We start from the raw sequence: 19,880 nt of genomic DNA, 5'->3' as shown, positions 1-19,880 counted from the left end.
CAAAAAATTAAGAATATAAGAGTGGGTATCTATGATCAGGGTTGAGTTGCTGGCATGTGTTGTGATTTGGTTAAGCTTCTGGTCACTGATTCCACGAGATGAATGGTGGTTTCGAGGCGCAGATTTTCCACGCTTACAGATTTTGGCATTGGGATTGATTGCATTTATCTTGATGTTGATTTGGGATGCACCTTGGAGTTGGGTGCGCGAAGTCATTTTGTTGGGGTTAATTGCGGCAGTGGCGTACCAACTCAAAATGGTGTTGCCTTATACTTTTGTGTGGAAAAAGCAGGTCAAAACGGTTGCCTCAACAGAGTTACAGCCAGAACGTCAGATTTCTTTAATTGTGTCGAATGTACTGACGCCCAATACTCAATATCACTTATTACTGCAACAAATTCGTCAGTATCAACCAGACTTGATTTTGACTTTAGAGTCGGATGCACATTGGGAACAAGCCTTGAGTGTATTGGACGATGACTATCCCTATCGGGTTGCAGTGCCTTTGGATAATCTGTATGGCATGCACTTGTATAGTCGTTTAGCGCTTAAAGATATTGAAGTTAAGTTTATTTTGAGCGATGAAATTCCTTCGATTCATGCCACGGTCATCTTAAGGTCAGGACAACCAGTGCAACTGTACTGCTTACACCCGAAACCACCAAGTCCGACAGAAGCCAAAGACTCTACTTTACGTGATGCTGAATTATTAATAGTTGGTGATCAGATTAAAGATTTGGATGAAAGCTGCATTGTGATGGGGGATTTGAATGACGTGGCATGGTCGCGCACGACACGACTTTTTCAACGGATCAGTGGGTTGCTAGACCCTCGCGTCGGACGGCACTTTGTCAATACTTTTCATGCAGACTATCCTTTGCTGCGCTGGTCACTGGATCATGTTTTTCACAGTACAGATTTTGCCTTAGTGCAGATGCAACGTTTAGCACATATTGGTTCAGATCATTTCCCTGTATATGTGGTGCTTCAAACTGGTCGGGTGTTTGAGCAAGTACAAGAAGAACTGGAACAAACCGAAGCCGATGAGCAAGAAGCGCAGGAGGCGATTGAAGATGGAATTGAGAAAGCGGAACGAGAAGGTAAGCAGGTTACAGATAAAATTGCCAAAGATTACCAGTAAACATACGGGCGCGCGGATTTCATCACTGTAGGATATGGCTTACAGGGATTTGGGAATCTGACGAATGGTTAGTCATTTGGTATCCCCGTATTCTAGTCTCATCAGCAGATGGAGCGGGAATGGATCATCCCAGTATGGAAGTTGAAGCTGATGGAAATCATCATGGATATGATGTAGGTATGGAATGCCACCGAATAAAACAAAAATTACGTTGAAAGCACAACCTCATGTACCCGAGTTTTGCAGGACGCAGAACTCGGGTTCTACTTTTTAAGCAGCTCTTTTTTCTTAAGAATAAATCTTGTCATAGCCTGCAGGGCGAGTTTTAAAGCGACGGTGGAACCACATATATTGAGTCGGAGCAATACGGAGTTGATTTTCAATAATTTGATTCACTCGTGTCGCATCATCGACTTCATCTTCACTGGGTAAGTTTTCCACCGCAGGTTCAATCAACACTTTGTATTGTGGGTTTTTAATATCGCCATCACGATAAAAATACAGAGGTATGGCCGCTGCCTTGGTCATTTTCAATAAACGACGGTGTGCTGTAACGGTCGCTGCGGGAACGCCAAAAAATGGCGCCATGACACCTTGTTTTAAACCAAAGTCTTGATCTGGACTATACCAAATGGCATGGCCATCTTTTAAGTTACGGACTAAACCACGCATGTCATCATGATCAATTTGATGTGCATAAATGGTGGCACGGCAGCGGTAGATGAGCATATCCAGCAGTGGATTATTTTGCGGGCGATACACCACATCTGGTTCAAAATACTGTGCGCATAGATAACCACCCGCATCGAGCAAAGTAGAGTGGGTTCCTAAAAGCAGTGCGCCTTTACCTTCTGCTTGTGCTTTTTGAATATGTTCTAAACCTTCAATACTGACACGGCCAGTAAACCACTTTGGGCTATACCACGCATTCAGCGTTTCAAATACGCCCAGCATTTGATCGACAAAAACTAGACGCGCATTTTCAAGTACTTCTTGGGCCGACCATTCAGGAAAACACACTTCCAAATTACGAATGGTGGTTTTACGCCGCGACTTCAGATATTTAAAACTGAGGTTGCCTAAGAGGGTGGCCAGTCGGTGTTGAATTGCCCATGGGAGAATCGCCAATATCATGAGAAAGACGATACCAATCCAAACGCCCCAATATTTGGGATGCAGAAAAGACCACTGAAATTCACCGGGTTGATAGTCTGGCTTCGAACTCATAAATTGCGATAAAGGCTAAAAAAAGAATGTTTAGAGTTTAGCATGAAGCAAGAATGAAGAGGCAATCTTCACCATGAAGCTGTTGTACAGGAGCTTCTCATATCAAGTTGTGATGGTTTTTATAAGGTGGGTGAAACTGTATTCATGCCCAGTGGAGAACATGGTCTAAACATCTCGCAACATTTGTTTTGTTTTAATTTGGGTGAAATTCACAATACTAAGAAGAAAGATTAAGAACAGGGAGATAAAAATGCTAAAAAACATCAGCAGTTGCGGTGTGCTGTTCATTGTTTTAACGGGCTGTGTCTATAGTCCATATGATGATTATAATCATTATTATCACGGGTTTGGTTGGACAGGGTATGAACCATTTCCACTAGAAGACCATCGGCCACCACCTAATGGTCATGGTGGTGGACATCCAGGGGGGCAACATCCTGATCATATCCATCCAGGAGGAGGGCAGCCTGGTGGAGGTGGGTTGCATCCAGGAGGTAGTCATTCAGGTGGTGGTGGAATTCATCCTGGCGGACATCCAGGTGGAGGTGCTGGCATACATCCTGGCGGTGGTGGGCATCGTCAGCCGCGTTAAATATAAAAAAACTCCACATTGTGCGGAGTTTTTTTATGGAGCTTACGAAAAATTATTTGGTTAAATTTTCCAGTTCTTCCCAACGTTCCAGTTTTTCCAGCAATAGCTCATCAATTTCAGTCAAACGATTCGACAACGTCATCGCCTTGTCTGCATCTGAAATAAATAGTGAACCATCTGCAAGTAAGGCATTGATTTCCGCTTGCTCTTTTTCCAGTGCTTCCATTTCGGCAGGCAGTTGTTCAAGCGCACGTTGATCTTTATAGCTGAGTTTGACTTTTTTAGCAGGTGCTGCGTTCGCTTCAGCTTTCGCCGCTGCTTTTTTCACAGCACTTTTTTGATCAACCGCAGTTTGGTCTGGTCGCTGTTGTAAGTAATCTTGGTAACCACCGATGTATTCATCGATATTGCCTTTACCATCGAACACCCAAGTTGAGGTTACCACGTTATCCATAAAGGCACGGTCATGCGAAATAAGCAGTAAAGTGCCTTTGTAGTCGGACAACATTTCTTCTAGCAGCTCTAGTGTCACCATATCCAAGTCATTGGTGGGTTCGTCCATCACGATTAAGTTAGATGGCTTAAGTAGTAACTTGGCTAAAAGAATACGGTTACGCTCACCGCCTGAAAGGGCTTTGACTGGTGTACGCGCACGTTCTGGTGAGAACAAGAAATCTTGCAAATAGCTGTAAATGTGGCGACGGTTACCGTTCACATCGACATGGTCAGAACCCTCTGACACGTTATCTTTGACAGATTTTTCAAGGTCGAGAGCATTACGTAATTGGTCAAAGTAAGCCACTTCTAATTGTGTACCAGTTTTTACCGTACCCGTATGTTCTTGTTCGCCTAAAATGGCTTTAATGAGGGTGGTTTTACCGACACCGTTGTCACCAACAAGACCAATACGGTCACCACGTAACACCAATGCGGAGAAGTCTTTGATGATCGGCGCATCATGACCAAAGCGAACGCTTAAGTTATCAATTTCAAAGACCACTTTACCTGAACGGCTCGCATCTTGCGTTGCCATGCTGACTTTGCCTTGCTGTGAGCGACGCGCTTTTGATTGTTCACGTAGTTCTTTTAAGGCACGTACACGACCTTCGTTACGCGTACGACGCGCTTTAATGCCTTGGCGAATCCACACTTCTTCTTCAGCCAAGCGTTTGTCGAACAGTGCATTCTGCTTTTCTTCGGCTTCCATTTGCTGTGCTTTTAGTTCGAGGTAGCGTGAATAGTTACCCTCGTAACTGCGCAAAGTGCCACGGTCAAGCTCTACAATACGAGTCGCAATGCTGTCCACAAATGAACGGTCATGCGAGATGAACAGTAAAGTTAAATTATTTTGATCAAGTAAAAACTTCTCGAGCCATTCAATACTTTCAACGTCCAAATGGTTGGTTGGTTCGTCCAGTAATAGCACATCGGGTTGAGTAAGGAGCGCGCGGGCAAGCAGCACACGACGCTTACGACCACCTGATAAATCGGCCAAATCGGCATCTGGGTCTAGGCCCATTTTACTTAAAATAGAATTGACTTTGGTTTCTAAAGCCCAGCCATCCAACTGATCTAGTTTGTGTTGTAGGTTACCCATGCGGTCACATGCTTCCATGTCTCCAAGTACACAAGCATCACTGGCTTCATGATAGGCTCTGAGCACATCTGCGGCTTCACCTGCACCGTCTGCCACAATATCTGCCACTTTGCCCGAGTCCATCGGCACGTCTTGCGCCAACATTGAAATGGTAATGCCATTTTGCAGAGAAACTTCGCCAGAATCGGGTAATAAACTTCCCTCGATCAGTTTAAGTAAAGTAGACTTACCTTCACCATTACGACCAATTAAACACACTCGTTCACCGCGCTCCAATGAAAAGTTCGCGCCGTCGAGCAAGGCAGGTCCACCAAACGCAAGTTGGACATCCCTTAAAGTAATATAGGCCATAATGTTTCCTGAAAAATCTCAAATGAGGACTTGAAGTGTCTAAACAACAAAATATTGATAATCAAGCGCCATTGTCCGCACCCATTGAAGATTTGCAAGTCCGAATTGCATTTTTAGATGATTTAGTTGAACAGCTCAATGAACAATTGGTGATTCAAGGACTGGAAATTGCTGATTTAAAAAAACAAATGCAAATTTTGTATCAACGTGTTGAATCTTCAGATTTGTCCGATGGAATTGCGACATTTGACCCGATGGCTGATCGTCCGCCACATTATTAAGTTCATTTGCTGTCTGGGGCTAAAAAAGCTGTGATGTGGGTTGTGGATATTGCTGAGTCTTGTCTCTTTTTTTGTTTTACCCAACTCAAAGCCCAATTTGACTGACGAAATCATTTGACCTTTGATGCAGTTCCTACTCTAATACCCGCTTTCTGGTGCATCCCATAAAAACTGTCCTATGACTCAAAAAGTTGTTCTTCTTGACCTTGAAAATAATGTTCCGACTGCCAAATTGTTGCGCGAGATTGTGGAGCATTATCCGACTTTGTATTTGTTTCATTGCCAAGGTCAATTTGAGTATGCATTGCAAGATTTAACGGAACTGGCTGCTTGGATCAGCAGTGGTCAAGTGGTAATTTTAGACACGCCCAAAGCCGAGCAAAAAGAGTTCGAATATGCCGTGGTGGTCGGGCAGTTAATGGCTTTACTTGAGCCAGAGACGCAGGTTGAAATTATCTCTGCGGTCAATACAGCAGAAATACTTTTGGACTTAATGCAATCTTCGGATATTCAGAGCAATTTGATCCTCATTCAGTCTGAAGCTGTACCGAGTCAACGTCATCTTCCCAGTTTAGACCGCATCAAAAATCAGCCTTATTTAAAAATGGTCAAAAAATATTGCGATGCTTTGGGGAAAATGTCAGGTAAGCCGAGCACATTGGACGGTCTAAAAAATTCAATAAGTAATATTTTGCAACTCGTACCTGAAAAGACGCAGCGGGTGGTGGGGATGTTGATTAATCTCAAAATCATCAAACGCTATGATGAGCAAATTCGTTTTCGTAAAAAAGTGTTGAAGCAGTGGTTGGCACTGAATTTAGATGAACAAGACCCAATTACACAGCCGCAAAGCATGCAGCAAGCGCTACAGCAACTGCAACAAGACAGTATGGTAGGTGTGCTTGAACCAACTGTAGATATGAAGTCCGCGCAACAAGAACTGTTTAAAAACTTTGCACAGATTGACCCTGTACAGCTTGAGGTCGCACGAAAACTGCGCGAGTTAAAAACCAATAAACCCAAAGATATCTATGCACTCCGTGATTTGCTTGAGCAAATGTTTCCGAAGTCAGATGTGCGTATGTTGCTGAAAGAGTTACTCGATAAAGGCTATATTTACTGGAATGGACATGAAGTTCTATATAGTCATGAAATGTTCTTAAATTAATTTTATCGTTCAAACTTGCGTTTTATATTGTGCTTATGCAACTCTAATAAAGGAATAAAAAGGTTGTGCTATGGAAAATACTGGAATTTGGGTTGTCGGATTTATCATCTTATTCATCCTCGGCTCGATTTTTGGACTTCGTGTAAGTCCAAGAGAGAAAGCTTTGGGTGAAATGCGTGATAAAGCGCGCAAGATGGGTTTACACCCACGTTTAGTCGCAGCACCTGACTGGACGAAAATACCAATGGCTTCGGAAAACCGTGCCAGCATGGTGGCGTACTACAGTGTCCTGATTCCAGAAGCACGCCTACCTTTAATGCGCGCTCGCGTTGTTGATCAGCAGCTTGAGCTCATTACAGGTGATGACAAGTTTAAACATTTACCCATTGAATTAAAGGGTATTTATGCTATTGATATGCAAGCAAACTGCGTGGGACTCTATTGGGATGAGCATTCTGACTTAAGAGCAACCCAGTTAGATGCCATGAAAGCATATTTACAGTCTTTGGCTGAACTTTAATTTTACAGACCCATTGAAACAGGATTAACGGTTAATATGGCGAAAGCTCCTCGGTCCACATCCAAAAGTACTACAGCAGATTCTCCTGAGGCTGGGAAAAAGCGTGCTTTAGTGATTGTGGAGTCGCCTGCAAAAGCGAAAACAATCAATAAATATTTAGGCTCGAATTACATTGTGAAGTCGTCTGTGGGTCACGTGCGTGATTTACCTACAGGTGGTTCCAGTAAGACTGCAGAAAAGAAGCCAGCAACACGAACCAAACTGACCGATGCTCAGAAAGCTGAAAAAGCACAAAATGCATTGGTCAATCGTATGGGTGTTGATCCTGAGCATGACTGGAAAGCACATTATGAAGTGCTTCCAGGCAAAGAGCATGTGGTTGCTGAACTGAAAAAGCTTGCTTCGCAAGTTGACGAGGTCTATCTCGCAACGGACTTGGACCGTGAAGGAGAAGCGATTGCTTGGCATTTAAAAGAAGTGATTGGTGGCGATGACTCACGTTATCAACGTGTGGTATTCAACGAAATTACCAAAAATGCCATCCAAGATGCATTCAAGCATCCAGCACGCCTTGATATCGATAAAGTTAATGCGCAACAAGCACGCCGCTTTTTAGACCGTGTTGTTGGCTTTATGATTTCGCCCTTACTTTGGGAAAAAATTGCCCGTGGTTTATCGGCAGGTCGTGTTCAGTCTGTCGCAGTTAAACTGGTGGTTGAGCGTGAGCGTGAAATTCGTGCGTTTATTCCCGAAGAATACTGGCAAGTTTTTGCAGACACTAAGTCACAGACCGATGAGATTCGTTTAGAAGCCGTCAAACAAGCAGGTAAAGCCTTAAAGCTACGCAATAAAGCCGATACCGATGCTTTATTGAAGCTCATTAAAGACGCAGATTACAAAGTTTCAGCACGTGAAGATAAACCGACCAAGGTGAATCCGAGCGCGCCGTATATCACCTCGACTTTACAACAAGCAGCCAGTACACGTTTGGGTTTCTCTGTGAAGAAAACCATGATGTTGGCGCAGCGTTTGTATGAAGCGGGTTTTATTACCTATATGCGTACCGACTCGACCTTTTTGAGTGACGATGCGGTGAATATGGTGCGTCATCATATTGAGACCGAGTTTGGTACGAAGTATCTGCCTGCTAAGCCGAACCGCTATGGTAACAAAGCGGGTGCACAAGAAGCCCACGAAGCGATTCGTCCATCGAATGTGGCGTTAAAAGGCGACAGCTTGGTTGGTGTGGAACGTGATGCACAACGTTTGTATGATTTGATCTGGCGTCAGTTTGTCGCGTGTCAAATGACACCAGCAGAATACTTGTCATCGACTATTTTAGTGGATGCCAACGGTGTTGAGCTTAAAGCCAAAGGTCGCACCTTAGTCTTTGACGGTTTCACTAAAGTCCGTGGTCAAAACAAGTCGGACGATGATGTGTTATTGCCTGCGGTGAAAGTCGGTGAAATACTGAAGCTTGAAAAATTAGATCCATCGCAACACTTTACCAAGCCACCTGCACGTTTTACTGAAGCGTCATTGGTGAAAGAGCTTGAGAAAAAGGGCATTGGTCGACCATCGACCTATGCGGCGATTATCTCGACCATTCAAGACCGTGGTTATGTCAAACTGGAAAACCGTCGTCTATTTGCTGAAAAAATGGGTGAGATTGTTACTGATCGTTTAGATGAAAGTTTCAATAACCTCATGAATTATGACTTTACCGCGGACTTAGAAGGTCAACTCGATAAAGTGGCTGATGGCGAACGCAATTGGAAAGAGTTGCTCGACAGCTTCTATGGCGACTTTAAAAAACGCCTGACCAATGCGCAAGGTGAAGGTGGTATGCGCCGCAACCAACCTGTAGAGGTGGAAGCGGTTCACTGTAAAGAATGCGACCGTCCAATGCAGATTCGCACAGGAACCACAGGTGTATTCTTAGGGTGCTCTGGCTATAACTTACCGCCGAAAGAGCGTTGTAAAGGCACGTTGAACTTAACGCCAGTTGAATCACTTGCCGCACTTTCTGATGATGACGCAGCAGAAACAGCAGATTTGATGTCGAAAAAACGCTGTCCAATCTGTGAAACTGCGATGGACAGTTATGTGATCGATGGTGGTCGTAAACTACATGTCTGTGGTAATAACCCAGACTGTGCTGGTTTTGAACTTGAAGAAGGTGAGTTCAAAATCAAAGGTTATGATGGTCCAACCATTCCATGTGATAAGTGTGATGGGGAAATGCAGCTGAAGACGGGTCGTTTTGGACCTTATTTTGCTTGCTCAAGCTGTGATAACACACGTAAAGTCTTAAAAAGTGGTCAGCCTGCACCTCCGCGTGTCGACCCGATTAAGATGGAACATTTACGTTCAACTAAGCATGATGACTTTTTTGTATTACGTGATGGGGCGGCTGGTTTATTCTTGGCGGCAAGTAAGTTCCCGAAAGTACGTGAAACACGTGCACCTAAAGTTTCGGAACTTCGTAGTGTTGCCGATCAGCTTGATCCGAAGTATCAGTTTATTTTGCAAGCACCTGATGTTGACCCTGAAGGAAATCCAACTTTGGTGAAATTTAGCCGTAAGAATCAAGCGCAATATATTGGTTCTGAAACGCCTGAAGGTAAGCAAACCAAATGGTCATTGGTGTTCAATGATGGGAAATGGGTTGAAGCCTAAGTTTTAATTGCTTAGAAATAATCAAGAAATGCTCACTTTGGTGGGCATTTTTTATGTCAAAATAATTTTTAAATAATCATAATATTTGGGGTGTATGTGGAAATACAAACAAAAAATTTGCAGTGCTAATTGATGCTGATAATTCATCTATTAGTGCAATTCCATCAGTACTTGAAGAAGTAGCTAAATATGGTATTGCCAGTGTGAAGCGTGTTTATGGCGATTGGAGTAGCGACACTTTGAAAAATTGGCGTGAGGTTCACTTACCTCATGCAATCACGCCAGTTCAGCAGTTTGCCTATACAAAAGGTAAAGATGCTACAGATATGATTTTAATTATTGATGCGATGGACTTACTTTATGCTGGGGCCTTGGATGGTTTTTGTATCGTTTCTAGCGATAGTGATTTTACCCCTTTAGCATCTCGTATCCGTGAAAATGGCTTAAGTGTTTATGGATTTGGGAAAAAGAAAACTCCAGAGGCTTTTAAGAAAGCTTGTGATAAATTCATTTATATAGAAAATTTAATTTCAGATAGTGATCTTAAAAATATTGAAGATGAGTTCCTTTCTGAATCTACGGCCAAAAAAATAGCAGAAACCTTGAAAGCAACTGATCAAAAAGCAGCAATCCAACCCAAAGAAAGAATTATTCCAGAAACAGTTGATCGGGCAACCTTAAATTTGATTTATAAAGCAGTTAAAGATAATTCGGATGATAGTGGCTGGGCGTATTTAGGGTTAGTAGGTGGTTATATTAATGCTGTGAAACCTGATTTTGATACCAGAAACTATGGTTTTGATAAATTATCTAGTTTAGTTAAAGCTTTAGGTATTTTTGAGACTAAAATGAATGGAAGCCAAATGTATTTAAGGAAAAGTAGTTTTAGTACATTTATTCGCCTAGTGCAAAAGGCAATTAATAATTACTCAGTAGATAATGGTTGGGTTCAGATGTCTGATATTATTAAATATTTGAAAAATTCTGATTTAAATATTAGAAATTATGAAGAGGCTGTAGAATCAATACACTCTGGTTGGCTTGAGTTTAAAGAATTAGATAATAATAAGTTTGTAAAAATTAATAGAGTTCTGCTTTAGATTTTATTGGCGTACTAAATCAGTTGATATCTTTAGATAAGTGATTAAGAAAATTGGATTTTGGGGATATGTGGAAAAAACTTCGTACTTTAATCTTGCTGCTGATTTTATTGGTGGTCGCTGTGAATGCTTACAGGGATCAGAACCAAGATTGGAGTAAGCCAATTATTGTATTACTGCATCCAGTTAATGCAGATGGGCAAGGTACAACTCAGCAATATATACAGCAATTGACGCCTACGAACTTAAAAGGGGTACAAGATTATTTAGAGCAGATGTCTGCGACATATCGCGGTCAACCGATTGCGATTTATTTCCAACTTGGGCGCGAACTCAAACAGCTACCGCCGAAAGTGCCTGAGCAGGCAAGTTTATTGGATACGGTCTTGTGGAGTTTAAAGTTCCGTTATTATGCATGGAAAAACCATCAAGGTTCAGATGGTGCACCAACTGTTACTTTGTATTTGAACTATTATGACCCAGCACTGACTAAAGAGCTGAAACACTCGACAGCTTTGCAAAAAGGTCGCATCGGTTCGGTGAATTTATTTGCATCTAACAAGCAAACTGAGCAAAACAAAGTCGTTCTTGCACATGAGCTTTTACATGCCTTTGGTGCCAGTGATAAATACAACTTAGCCACAGGACAGCCGATGTATCCTGCAGGTTATGCTTACCCAAATCAACAACCACTGTTCCCTCAAGCCAAAGCTGAATTAATGGCCGGGCACATTCCAACCTCGCAAACACAGAGTAAAATGCCTGAGTCGATTGATGAAACATTGGTGAATGAAATCACTGCGATTGAAATTGGGTGGAAAAAGTAACTGTGGATAATGCTGTGTTTATCCACAGCATGGATTGATTGTGTGGATAAACACAAGCCTACAAGTTCGCTGCAAAACATGTTAAAACTAAGTGAACGAAAATCAAACTTGAGAAGAAGATGAAAACAGTCGGTAATGATTTAGTTCGCCATCAACTCCATGAAAATCGTAAATGGTATTTGGGTTTAGGGATTTTACTGGTGTTGTTTGGTTTCATCCTTTTGGCCGCTTTGCCTTTTGCCACCTTATCCGTAGTGTTTATCTTTGGCGTGCTGATGATGATAGGTGGTGTTCTACACTTCATCGCAGCCTTTAAAATTTTTGAGGGTGGCTTTCGCTGGTTATGGGCACTTTTTGGTGTATTGTATTTGGTTGCGGGCTATTATGCATTTACCACACCTGTGAAAACAGCCATTGTCTTGACCAGTGTTTTAGCAGTTTTCCTGATTATTGCTGGGGTCATTCGTATCTTTAATGCAATCTTATTTCGAGCATTTCAAGGTTGGGGCTGGACACTTTTTTCTGGCGTTTTAACTCTATTGGCCGGCATTATGATTTTAACCACACCAGATGCCCCATTTTGGGTGCTGGGCTTATTCCTTGCTTTTGATATTTTATTCCAAGGGATTAATTATCTTACTCTTGCAGCAGCCATTAAGCAGATTCCACCAGCAAGCCAATCTGAATAAAGCGTGATTAAAAAATAAAAGTGAGCCTCATGTAGGCTCCCTTTTTTCGTGTGCTTTATATCACTTGCAAAGCTGAATGGCAGGTTTACGGATTGACGGCATATTGACTTGAAATCGCAATACGATTCCACGTGTTAATCACAATCGCGATCCATTCAATAGCGGCAACTTTTGCATCGGATAAACTTTTTACTGCTTCTTGATACGCCGAATCGGGGAAATGCTGCTGGGCAATGAGTGTAATTTCTTCAATTAAAATCAGCGCAGCGCGTTCTTTTTCGGAAAAATATCCACTTTCTTGCCATGCACTGATGAGGGCAATCCGTTCCATTGATTCACCTGCTTTTATGGCATCTTGGGTATGCATACGTACACAGAACGCACATTGGTTAATCTGTGAGGCTCTCAGTTTCAGCAAGTGTGAAAATCCAATCTCAAGACCTGCTTGTTGGACTTTTTGTATGGATAAATTTTCGAGTTCTAACACTGTTTTATACAGTTCAGGTGCGGCTTTTCCCAAATTGATACGTTGCATACATCACCTATTTTTTTAAGAGCGTTGAATGTTTAGTGATGATTTTATCGGCTAATTGATTCGTACTTTGTTTAATTTATGCATTAAAACCAAATGAACTATGGTGGTCGTTTTGGTGACGGGTATAGTAAAACTCTTCTATGTTTAAAAATTAAAAAATCATTGAGGCTATTAACTTTATCGAGATGTATTCACTTTCAATGATAACGAAGTGTATCAAGGACATTGAAAAGAGAAAAATGCAGGCGGGAAATTTATAAATCGTGTTATTAATAAATTAAATTTTCTAAAAAAATTATGGATGATGACAACTTTTATTTTAGCGCCCGATTCCTTCAAAGAAAGTATGACAGCAGAACAGGCTTGTGTGGCGATGCAGCGCGGGATTCAAAATATAATCCCTGATGCTGTATGTATACATGTACCCATGGCCGATGGTGGCGAAGGCACAGTCGATGCTTTATTAGCATCTTTAGTAGGCCAAAAAGTCGAATGTGAGCTGACAGGGCCATTGCCATCACAACGAGTTAAAACGTATTGGGGCTTATTTGATGGAGGGCAAACGGCTGTTATTGAAATGGCAAAAGCCAATGGTATTCATCTACTTGAGCCCGCACAGCGAAACCCACTCCTGACCACAACTTTGGGAACGGGGCAAATGATTCGACATGCCTTGGACGCAGGTGTGTCCAAAATTATTTTGGCACTTGGAGGCAGTGTTACCAATGATGCAGGCAGTGGCATGGCACAAGCACTTGGAATAAGGTTTTTAGATGCACAAGGGCGGGAAGTGCCCGTTGGTGGTGGCCATTTACAAGATATTGAACAGATCGATATGCAGGCTTTAGATCCGCGCTTGCAACGAGTACAAGTTTTGATTGCCTCCGATGTCACTAATCCGCTGTGTGGAGCACAGGGTGCATCGCATGTGTTTGGCCCGCAAAAAGGGGCAAGCTCAGAGATAGTTGAGCAGTTGGATCAAAATTTGAGTCATTTTGCAGATGTGGTGGAAACACAGCTTAATCTACAGATACGTAATGTTGCAGGGGCAGGCGCCGCAGGTGGGCTAGGATTTGGTCTAATGGCATTTACAGGCGCTCAGCTTCAGTCTGGCGCCACGTGGGTGATTGAGCAAACTCAACTGGCTGAGAAAATAAAGCAAGCTGAATATGTTTTCACTGGTGAAGGCAGTATCGACTTCCAAACCAAGTTTGGCAAAACGCCGTGGGCGGTGGCTCAGTTAGCTAAGCAGTTGAATAAACCTGTGATTGCCTTTGCTGGACGTGTCGGAGAGGATGTTGAGGCATTATTTGATGAAGGGTTTAGTCAAATTGTTTCGATCAATGAACCCGACTGTGATTTAGCAACAGCATTGAAAAATGCAGAACAGCATTTGCAAAACAGTTGTGAGGACATTACTCGACTTTTGCTTTTAAAGCATACTGAGCAAGCTTAATTTGAAATTTTTGAGGCAGTAAGCGGTTCGAGCATAAGGTCTTAGCCCTAGATTTGAAGGTGTATTTTAGATAGAAATGGATAATCATTGCTGTAGCCTCATATTGAAGTCATAGATTTGTTAAACTAGTAGCATCCACGAATTGATGAGTGATTATGAGTTTAGCCAGCCTAATTGATGAATTAAACCCGCAACAAAAACAAGCTGCCACGACTGAGTCGCAACACAGTCTGGTGCTCGCAGGGGCTGGCTGTGGCAAAACGAAAACCATTGTGGCACGTGCTGCATACCTGATTGATCAAGGGATTCCTGCCAACCAAATTCAGATTTTAACCTTTACTCGTCGTTCAGCCAGTGAAATTGTGGCGCGAGTGGAGCTGGCTTTAGGTGAGCAAGCCAAAGGGCTGCGCGCTTCTACTTTTCATACTTTTTGTATGTATCTACTGCGCCGTGTACCGAAGGCCTTTGGTTTAGAGCAGTTTTCAATTATTGATCGTGATGATCAGCTGATGATGTTTCGTCTGATTCGTGGAAAAGATGACAAGAAAAATTCTAATCAGCTGCCTAAACCGCAAGAACTGTGTGATCTGTATTCTTTTGCACGAAATACGCGTCAAAAGTTGAGTGATGCCTTAGAAAAACAGCATCCTGAGCATTTGGCTTTTAAAGATCAAATGGCGGAAATCATGAAAGAGTACGAGACACGAAAACGTGCGCGTAGCTTTTTAGATTATGACGATATTTTGGCGATCGTGGCCTCAGCACTCGACCAGTCAGAAGGTTTAGCGGACTATGTGGCATCGCTCTGCAAACACATGCTGGTCGATGAAATGCAGGACACCAACCCTTTGCAGTGGGCCTTGCTTGAGCCCCTTAAAGACAAAGTGAGCCTGTTCTGCGTGGGTGATGATGCACAGTCGATTTATGGTTTCCGTGGGGCTGATTTTGAAAATATTCACCATTTTAAAGACCGTGTGCCGAATGCTCAGGTGTTTAAATTGGAGCAAAACTATCGTTCAACCCAAGAAATTTTAGACCTTTCAAATTGGCTGCTCGATCAATCTGAGATTCAATATAACAAACGCCTAGATGCTCATCGGGGTGAGGGCGTGAAGCCTCGCATGCACATTTTCCCAAATGAGTTTGATGAAGCAAAATGGATTGCGATCGACATTAAAGAGCGCCATTACTTACAAGGCAGTAAATGGTCGGATCATATGGTTTTGGTCCGTTCTAGCTTTGCAGCACGTCATATTGAGGCGGCGTGTATAGCGGCCAATGTCCCCTATCGCTTTATTGGGGGCATGAAACTGCTTGAAACCGCACATGTGAAAGATTTACTGAGCTTGCTGCGCGTGATTGCCAATCCTCTAGATGATATTGCATGGATGCGTTTTCTTACCTTGTGGAATGGGGTGGGAGATGTGGGTGCAAGCCGTCTTGCTCAGCAACTTTTACTGGAGCCTGAGTTTGATTTGATCTTTGATAAATTAGAGAAATTTGGGCGAATTCCAGCTGAAACTGTGTTGATCATGAAGCAAATGACGGTACTGAAACAGGAAGTACAGGCTTGTGTCGGTTTGGGTATTCAGGCGATTGAAGCACAATTGGCGGAAAATTATAAAAAAGACTGGAACCGCCGCCAAGGGGACTTTGAACTGGTCAAACAATTGGCGTCTAAACATACCCAGTTAAGTGAGTTCTTAGAGGAATATGTGCTTGATCCTGTGTCGATTTCTGAAATCGAACGCCAGTCCGATAGCGATGTCGTCACCCTGATTACCATTCACTCGGCCAAAGGCACAGAGCAAAAGGTCTGTTATGTCGTCAATGTCACCCCAGGGCAATATCCACATGCACGTGCCCAAGGTGATTTTAGTGATGTCGAAGAAGAGCGTCGGGTCTTATATGTGGCACTGACCCGTGCTCAGAATGAGCTGATTTTAACCAAGCAAAATTTAAGTCTGTGGGCGCGAGACGTGATTGATGAGCAAGGGCGAAAAGTCGAAAGTTACTTTTTAAATGATCTGACCCGAAATTTGTGTAGCATGGAAACCCATCATAAGCCTCGTCAGCAAACCGTAAAGAGTGCTTTAATTGAGCGCCAATCGATTAATTTAGATTTTGGGATTAATCTCGATTAAACTAAACAGATTACATTGTGGTATTTGTTGTGCAATGTTCAGAAAGTAGCGTAGGCGATTGCTTTTTGATGATTTTGCCTATTTTTGAAGGTTGTAAGATGAAAATTTTAGTTCGTAATTTAGAGCGTACAGTGGCTGAAGCTGAACTGCTTGAATTATTTAAGCAATATGGCACAGTTGCATCATGTAATTTAATCCTTGATGCAGCAACAGGTAAATCGAAAGGTTTTGCATTTGTTGAAATGCCACACGCACGTGAAGCGATTAAAGCTATTAAAGGGCTTAATACACTACGTTTGCATGGTACTGGTATTCGCGTCAAACAGGCGGAAGATAAACCTGAGAAGCCAGAAGCATAAGTAAAAAGGAGCAATGGATGCTCCTTTTTTATGGGATAAAATGAAAAAAATCTATCCAGCTTTATCGATTGTTGCGCCGATGGGACGACAAATTTCTCAAGGAAATAAAACTTTAGAGATCCGTTCTTGGCGACCAGAGCAATGGCCACTCAAAGATTTGATTATTGTGGAAAATAAGCACTATTTAACCCACGAGGACGATGAAGAGTTGGGGTATGCTGTTGCTATGGTTGATGTTGAGTCGATTCACTCATGGAGAGAAGATGAGCTTGATTCGGCGATGGCATCATATTGGGAAGAGGGATATTGGGCTTGGGTACTCACAAATGTGCGTCCAATCCATATTTCGATGCCTGTCATAGCAAAAAGAAAGATTTATTTTATTGAAATAGATCATGCATAATTTTTATTATGCACTGCTGTATAGAAAGATTACTCTTAGAATTGTTATAAACGCCAAAACTTAGGAACACCCTTCATGACTCGTGTTGCCCGTTACCATGCTGATCGCACTAACCAAAAACTCTACTTTGCTCGACTTTCATGTCAACAAGCAGAACAAATTGATCATGTGCAACAAGCTCAGGCTTACCGTGAGGCTGCTGTGTTTCACTTGCATGGCGCGGTGCTTGCGTTTCTACAAGAGTTGGTCCGTTACTACCGCTTAAATGACTTTACCCCGACCTTGAAGTCCATAGAGGAGCATATGGCAGCTAAGGGCCAAGTCTCGCCTGAAGTGACTGTAATGCAACAACTATCGAAAGAAGGTTTCATTGCCGAGTTAAAACGTGCTTATCGCTTGTGTCAGTATGCGCCAGAGCCGAGTACACCTGAACCTGAGTTAGAAACTTCATCGAATCTGATCATTAAAGTGACTCAAACCCCTCAGGCATGGTTACCCGATACCAAAATTTTACGCGAGTGGCATCGAGACTTAACGGCGTTGATCGATGGCTTTCGGAATGAGATGGTTGAATTCTAAAAGCGATGACCAACGCTTGAAGTTTGAAAATTTGTCCTTATATCAATAAGTCTAAGCGAAGCAAAGTGCAACTGCCTTTGCCACCATGTTGAACATGGAGGAAATATGTCTATAGAACAATTGAAAGAATTATTTGGAAATCAAGAAGCCATTTTAGAATTGGTTCAACTTGAAGGTGGTGAGCTCGCACTACGTAACGCAGGTTCGGAGAGTGCGCCTTTAGTCACGATCCAGTTTAATGAAGAGCTCAAAGCATTATTGGGCGACCAGACAACAGTCGTTGCTCAGCAGATGGTGCAAGCGGCTTTATACGGCTTACTTGAAAAACAAGTAGGCGAGTGGCAAGCGGAAGTGGTGGATGAAAAGCCACAGTTCTTCAGCTAAGCCGAATATGAAAAAACGCACTGAACAGTGCGTTTTTTGTATCCAGTGTTGGTTGGTTAGTGGGTGGGTGCTTGATGATGTGCAATCTGAATTTGATTTAAAATATGATTGCTCATATTTTTCGCCATTTCCTCTTTTGCAAAATAAACTTCACCAATTTGATCGCGGCGAATCACTTCGGCTTCTTCTTTGCTTTCCGCACATACTAAGACCTGAATCTCAGGATTGAGGGTTTTGGCAATATCCACGATTTTATGAATATCTAAAATATCCATCGGGGAAAGTACCAACAGGCGCGCATGTTGAATATGGGCTTGAATCAGTACACCAGGGTCTGTCGCCATCCCAGAAACAGCCGCAATGCCTTTTTCACGTAGGTTTTCTACAATTTCACGGTTTTCTTCCGCAATCACCACTTTAATGTCTTCGGCCATCAATTGTTTGGTAATGCGACGGCCCACTTCACCATGCCCAACAATTACCACTTGGTCACGTAAATAGTCTTGTGAGACTTCATCAGGCAGCATTGCCAGTGGGTCACCACTACGCTCCAGTAAGCGTGCTAGATGCGAGCGCTCACGAATCCAACGTTGTACAGGCTCAATTGCGGAGAACACAAAGCTGTTTAAGGTGATGGAGATGAGTGCTCCTGCCAAAATTAGGTTTTGCCCTTCTAAGGACAAGAGTTTAAGTGAAACCCCGAGTGTCGCTAAGATGAAGGAAAACTCACCAATCTGTGCCAGTGAAGCACCGACGGTGAGGGCTGTATTGATGGGATAGCGGAAAAAGAGCACTAGTGCCATAGCGGCAATGGTTTTGCCGACCATAATAATTGCAACGACTGCAAGCACATGCACCAGTTGTTCCACTAAGATGCGCGGGTCAAATAACATACCCACTGCAACAAAGAACAAAATGGCAAAAATTTCACGTAGAGGAAGAGTTTCTTCTTCGGCACGGTGGCTAAAGTCAGACTCTTTAACGACCATTCCTGCAAAGAACGCGCCCAGTGCCATGGAAACACCGAAAATTTTGTACGCGCCAAAGGCGATTGAGACCGCAGCAGCCACCACGGTTAAGGTAAACAGTTCACGTGAACCAAGGCGAGCGACAAATTGCATGATCATTGGAACAAGACGTTTCCCGATGATCAGCATAAAAGCGATGAAGCCTACAACTTTAAGTAAGGTAATGCCTAAGGTAAGCCAAATGTTGTCATCAGCACTGCCTGTAAGGGCTTCTCCACCGAGTAGAACTGCTGTTGCGGGTAAGAGTACCAGTACCAAGACCATGACCAGATCTTCAACCAAGAGCCAACCTACGGCAATTTTACCGTTGACCGAATTGAGTAGACCACGGTCTCCCAGTGCTTTGAGTAATACCACTGTACTGGCACAAGACAGGCTTAAGCCGAAGACTAAGGCAGAACCAAAACTCCACCCCCAGATCATACTGACGCCTATTCCGAGTAGAGTCGCGACAGCAATTTGTAAAATAGCACCAGGCAGTGCAATACGTCGAACTTGTAATAAGTCATTGAGGGAAAAATGCATGCCCACACCAAACATGAGGAACATGACCCCAAGTTCAGCCAATTGGTTCGCCAGATGAATGTCCGCGACAATACCAGGGGTATTGGGACTAATAATGATACCCGCAATCAGATAACCAATGAGTGGGGGAAGGCGTAAGCGTACGGCAAGATAGCCGAAAATGAGCGCAAGCCCAAAACCGACAGCAAGTAATATAATGAGATCTACGTCATGAGGCACTAAAAACTCCTTAAGCAAAAGTTAAGGGTGAAAAAGAAGCAAAGCACAAAAGGTGCCAAAAGAGATTAAAAGTTTA

Annotated in this window: 19 protein-coding genes; 15 read left to right on the top strand and 4 right to left on the bottom strand. The window is 42.9% G+C overall.

Annotated elements, in window-relative coordinates; genetic code table 11:
- Positions 1 to 31: 31 nt before the first annotated feature.
- On the top strand, positions 32 to 1,141 hold the full coding sequence (locus KVY11_RS09180; RefSeq protein ID WP_218288736.1) for an endonuclease/exonuclease/phosphatase family protein: 1,110 nt from the start codon (positions 32 to 34) through the stop codon (positions 1,139 to 1,141).
- A gap of 288 nt (positions 1,142 to 1,429) precedes the next feature.
- Here KVY11_RS09180 and KVY11_RS09175 read toward each other — a convergent pair whose 3' ends face one another.
- Positions 1,430 to 2,368: a lauroyl acyltransferase gene (locus tag KVY11_RS09175; RefSeq protein WP_218288735.1), complete on the bottom strand. Its 939-nt coding sequence runs from the start codon at positions 2,366 to 2,368 to the stop codon at positions 1,430 to 1,432.
- A 250-nt stretch (positions 2,369 to 2,618) separates the two neighbouring features.
- Between KVY11_RS09175 and KVY11_RS09170 the strand changes: the two genes are divergently transcribed.
- Positions 2,619 to 2,960, top strand: coding sequence for a hypothetical protein (locus KVY11_RS09170; protein WP_218288734.1), 342 nt, complete (start codon positions 2,619 to 2,621; stop codon positions 2,958 to 2,960).
- A 52-nt stretch (positions 2,961 to 3,012) separates the two neighbouring features.
- Here the strand turns inward: KVY11_RS09170 and KVY11_RS09165 are convergent, their stop codons facing one another.
- Positions 3,013 to 4,908 (bottom strand): ATP-binding cassette domain-containing protein, encoded by a 1,896-nt coding sequence (locus tag KVY11_RS09165; RefSeq protein WP_218288733.1) that lies wholly within the window; start codon positions 4,906 to 4,908, stop codon positions 3,013 to 3,015.
- A gap of 35 nt (positions 4,909 to 4,943) precedes the next feature.
- On the opposite strand from KVY11_RS09165, the gene KVY11_RS09160 reads away from it, so the two are divergent.
- The 7 genes from KVY11_RS09160 to KVY11_RS09130 all read left to right on the top strand — a co-directional run bounded on the left by KVY11_RS09160 (position 4,944) and on the right by KVY11_RS09130 (position 12,172).
- On the top strand, positions 4,944 to 5,189 hold the full coding sequence (locus tag KVY11_RS09160; protein WP_004692513.1) for a SlyX family protein: 246 nt from the start codon (positions 4,944 to 4,946) through the stop codon (positions 5,187 to 5,189).
- Positions 5,190 to 5,367: 178 nt separating this feature from the next.
- On the top strand, positions 5,368 to 6,357 hold the full coding sequence (locus KVY11_RS09155) for a hypothetical protein (protein ID WP_218288732.1): 990 nt from the start codon (positions 5,368 to 5,370) through the stop codon (positions 6,355 to 6,357).
- Positions 6,358 to 6,427: 70 nt separating this feature from the next.
- A complete protein-coding gene (locus KVY11_RS09150) occupies positions 6,428 to 6,877 on the top strand; it encodes an ammonium transporter (protein ID WP_004692510.1) in 450 nt (149 codons plus the stop codon).
- A gap of 36 nt (positions 6,878 to 6,913) precedes the next feature.
- A complete protein-coding gene (gene topA, locus KVY11_RS09145; RefSeq protein WP_218288731.1) occupies positions 6,914 to 9,556 on the top strand; it encodes a type I DNA topoisomerase in 2,643 nt (880 codons plus the stop codon).
- 83 nt (positions 9,557 to 9,639) lie between these two features.
- Positions 9,640 to 10,656, top strand: a complete 1,017-nt coding sequence (locus tag KVY11_RS09140; RefSeq protein ID WP_218288817.1) for an NYN domain-containing protein — start codon at positions 9,640 to 9,642, stop codon at positions 10,654 to 10,656.
- A 68-nt stretch (positions 10,657 to 10,724) separates the two neighbouring features.
- Positions 10,725 to 11,483, top strand: coding sequence for a hypothetical protein (locus tag KVY11_RS09135; RefSeq protein WP_218288730.1), 759 nt, complete (start codon positions 10,725 to 10,727; stop codon positions 11,481 to 11,483).
- Positions 11,484 to 11,602: 119 nt separating this feature from the next.
- Positions 11,603 to 12,172: an HdeD family acid-resistance protein gene (locus KVY11_RS09130; protein ID WP_218288729.1), complete on the top strand. Its 570-nt coding sequence runs from the start codon at positions 11,603 to 11,605 to the stop codon at positions 12,170 to 12,172.
- 85 nt (positions 12,173 to 12,257) lie between these two features.
- Here KVY11_RS09130 and KVY11_RS09125 read toward each other — a convergent pair whose 3' ends face one another.
- A complete protein-coding gene (locus KVY11_RS09125) occupies positions 12,258 to 12,707 on the bottom strand; it encodes a carboxymuconolactone decarboxylase family protein (RefSeq protein ID WP_218288728.1) in 450 nt (149 codons plus the stop codon).
- 301 nt (positions 12,708 to 13,008) lie between these two features.
- On the opposite strand from KVY11_RS09125, the gene KVY11_RS09120 reads away from it, so the two are divergent.
- The 6 genes from KVY11_RS09120 to KVY11_RS09095 all read left to right on the top strand — a co-directional run bounded on the left by KVY11_RS09120 (position 13,009) and on the right by KVY11_RS09095 (position 18,032).
- Positions 13,009 to 14,163 carry a glycerate kinase gene (locus KVY11_RS09120; RefSeq protein WP_371315986.1) on the top strand — a complete coding sequence of 385 codons (1,155 nt, stop codon included), beginning with the start codon at positions 13,009 to 13,011 and terminating at the stop codon, positions 14,161 to 14,163.
- Between the two features lie 155 nt (positions 14,164 to 14,318).
- A complete protein-coding gene (locus tag KVY11_RS09115) occupies positions 14,319 to 16,307 on the top strand; it encodes an ATP-dependent helicase (RefSeq protein ID WP_218288727.1) in 1,989 nt (662 codons plus the stop codon).
- Between the two features lie 98 nt (positions 16,308 to 16,405).
- Positions 16,406 to 16,666: an RNA-binding protein gene (locus KVY11_RS09110; protein WP_004692489.1), complete on the top strand. Its 261-nt coding sequence runs from the start codon at positions 16,406 to 16,408 to the stop codon at positions 16,664 to 16,666.
- Between the two features lie 40 nt (positions 16,667 to 16,706).
- Positions 16,707 to 17,069, top strand: a complete 363-nt coding sequence (locus KVY11_RS09105; RefSeq protein ID WP_228716697.1) for an ASCH domain-containing protein — start codon at positions 16,707 to 16,709, stop codon at positions 17,067 to 17,069.
- Between the two features lie 75 nt (positions 17,070 to 17,144).
- Positions 17,145 to 17,648, top strand: coding sequence for a DUF6586 family protein (locus KVY11_RS09100; protein WP_218288726.1), 504 nt, complete (start codon positions 17,145 to 17,147; stop codon positions 17,646 to 17,648).
- Positions 17,649 to 17,753: 105 nt separating this feature from the next.
- Positions 17,754 to 18,032, top strand: a complete 279-nt coding sequence (locus KVY11_RS09095) for a hypothetical protein (protein ID WP_004692486.1) — start codon at positions 17,754 to 17,756, stop codon at positions 18,030 to 18,032.
- A 56-nt stretch (positions 18,033 to 18,088) separates the two neighbouring features.
- Here KVY11_RS09095 and KVY11_RS09090 read toward each other — a convergent pair whose 3' ends face one another.
- Positions 18,089 to 19,804 carry a cation:proton antiporter gene (locus tag KVY11_RS09090; protein WP_218288725.1) on the bottom strand — a complete coding sequence of 572 codons (1,716 nt, stop codon included), beginning with the start codon at positions 19,802 to 19,804 and terminating at the stop codon, positions 18,089 to 18,091.
- Between the last annotated feature and the right edge of the window lie 76 nt (positions 19,805 to 19,880).

It is taken from the genome of Acinetobacter sp. CWB-G5, from assembly GCF_019209785.1.
Classification (GTDB): domain Bacteria; phylum Pseudomonadota; class Gammaproteobacteria; order Pseudomonadales; family Moraxellaceae; genus Acinetobacter; species Acinetobacter johnsonii.
The sequence above is the reverse complement of the archived record's forward strand: the minus strand, read 5'-3'. Positions and strand labels throughout refer to the sequence as shown.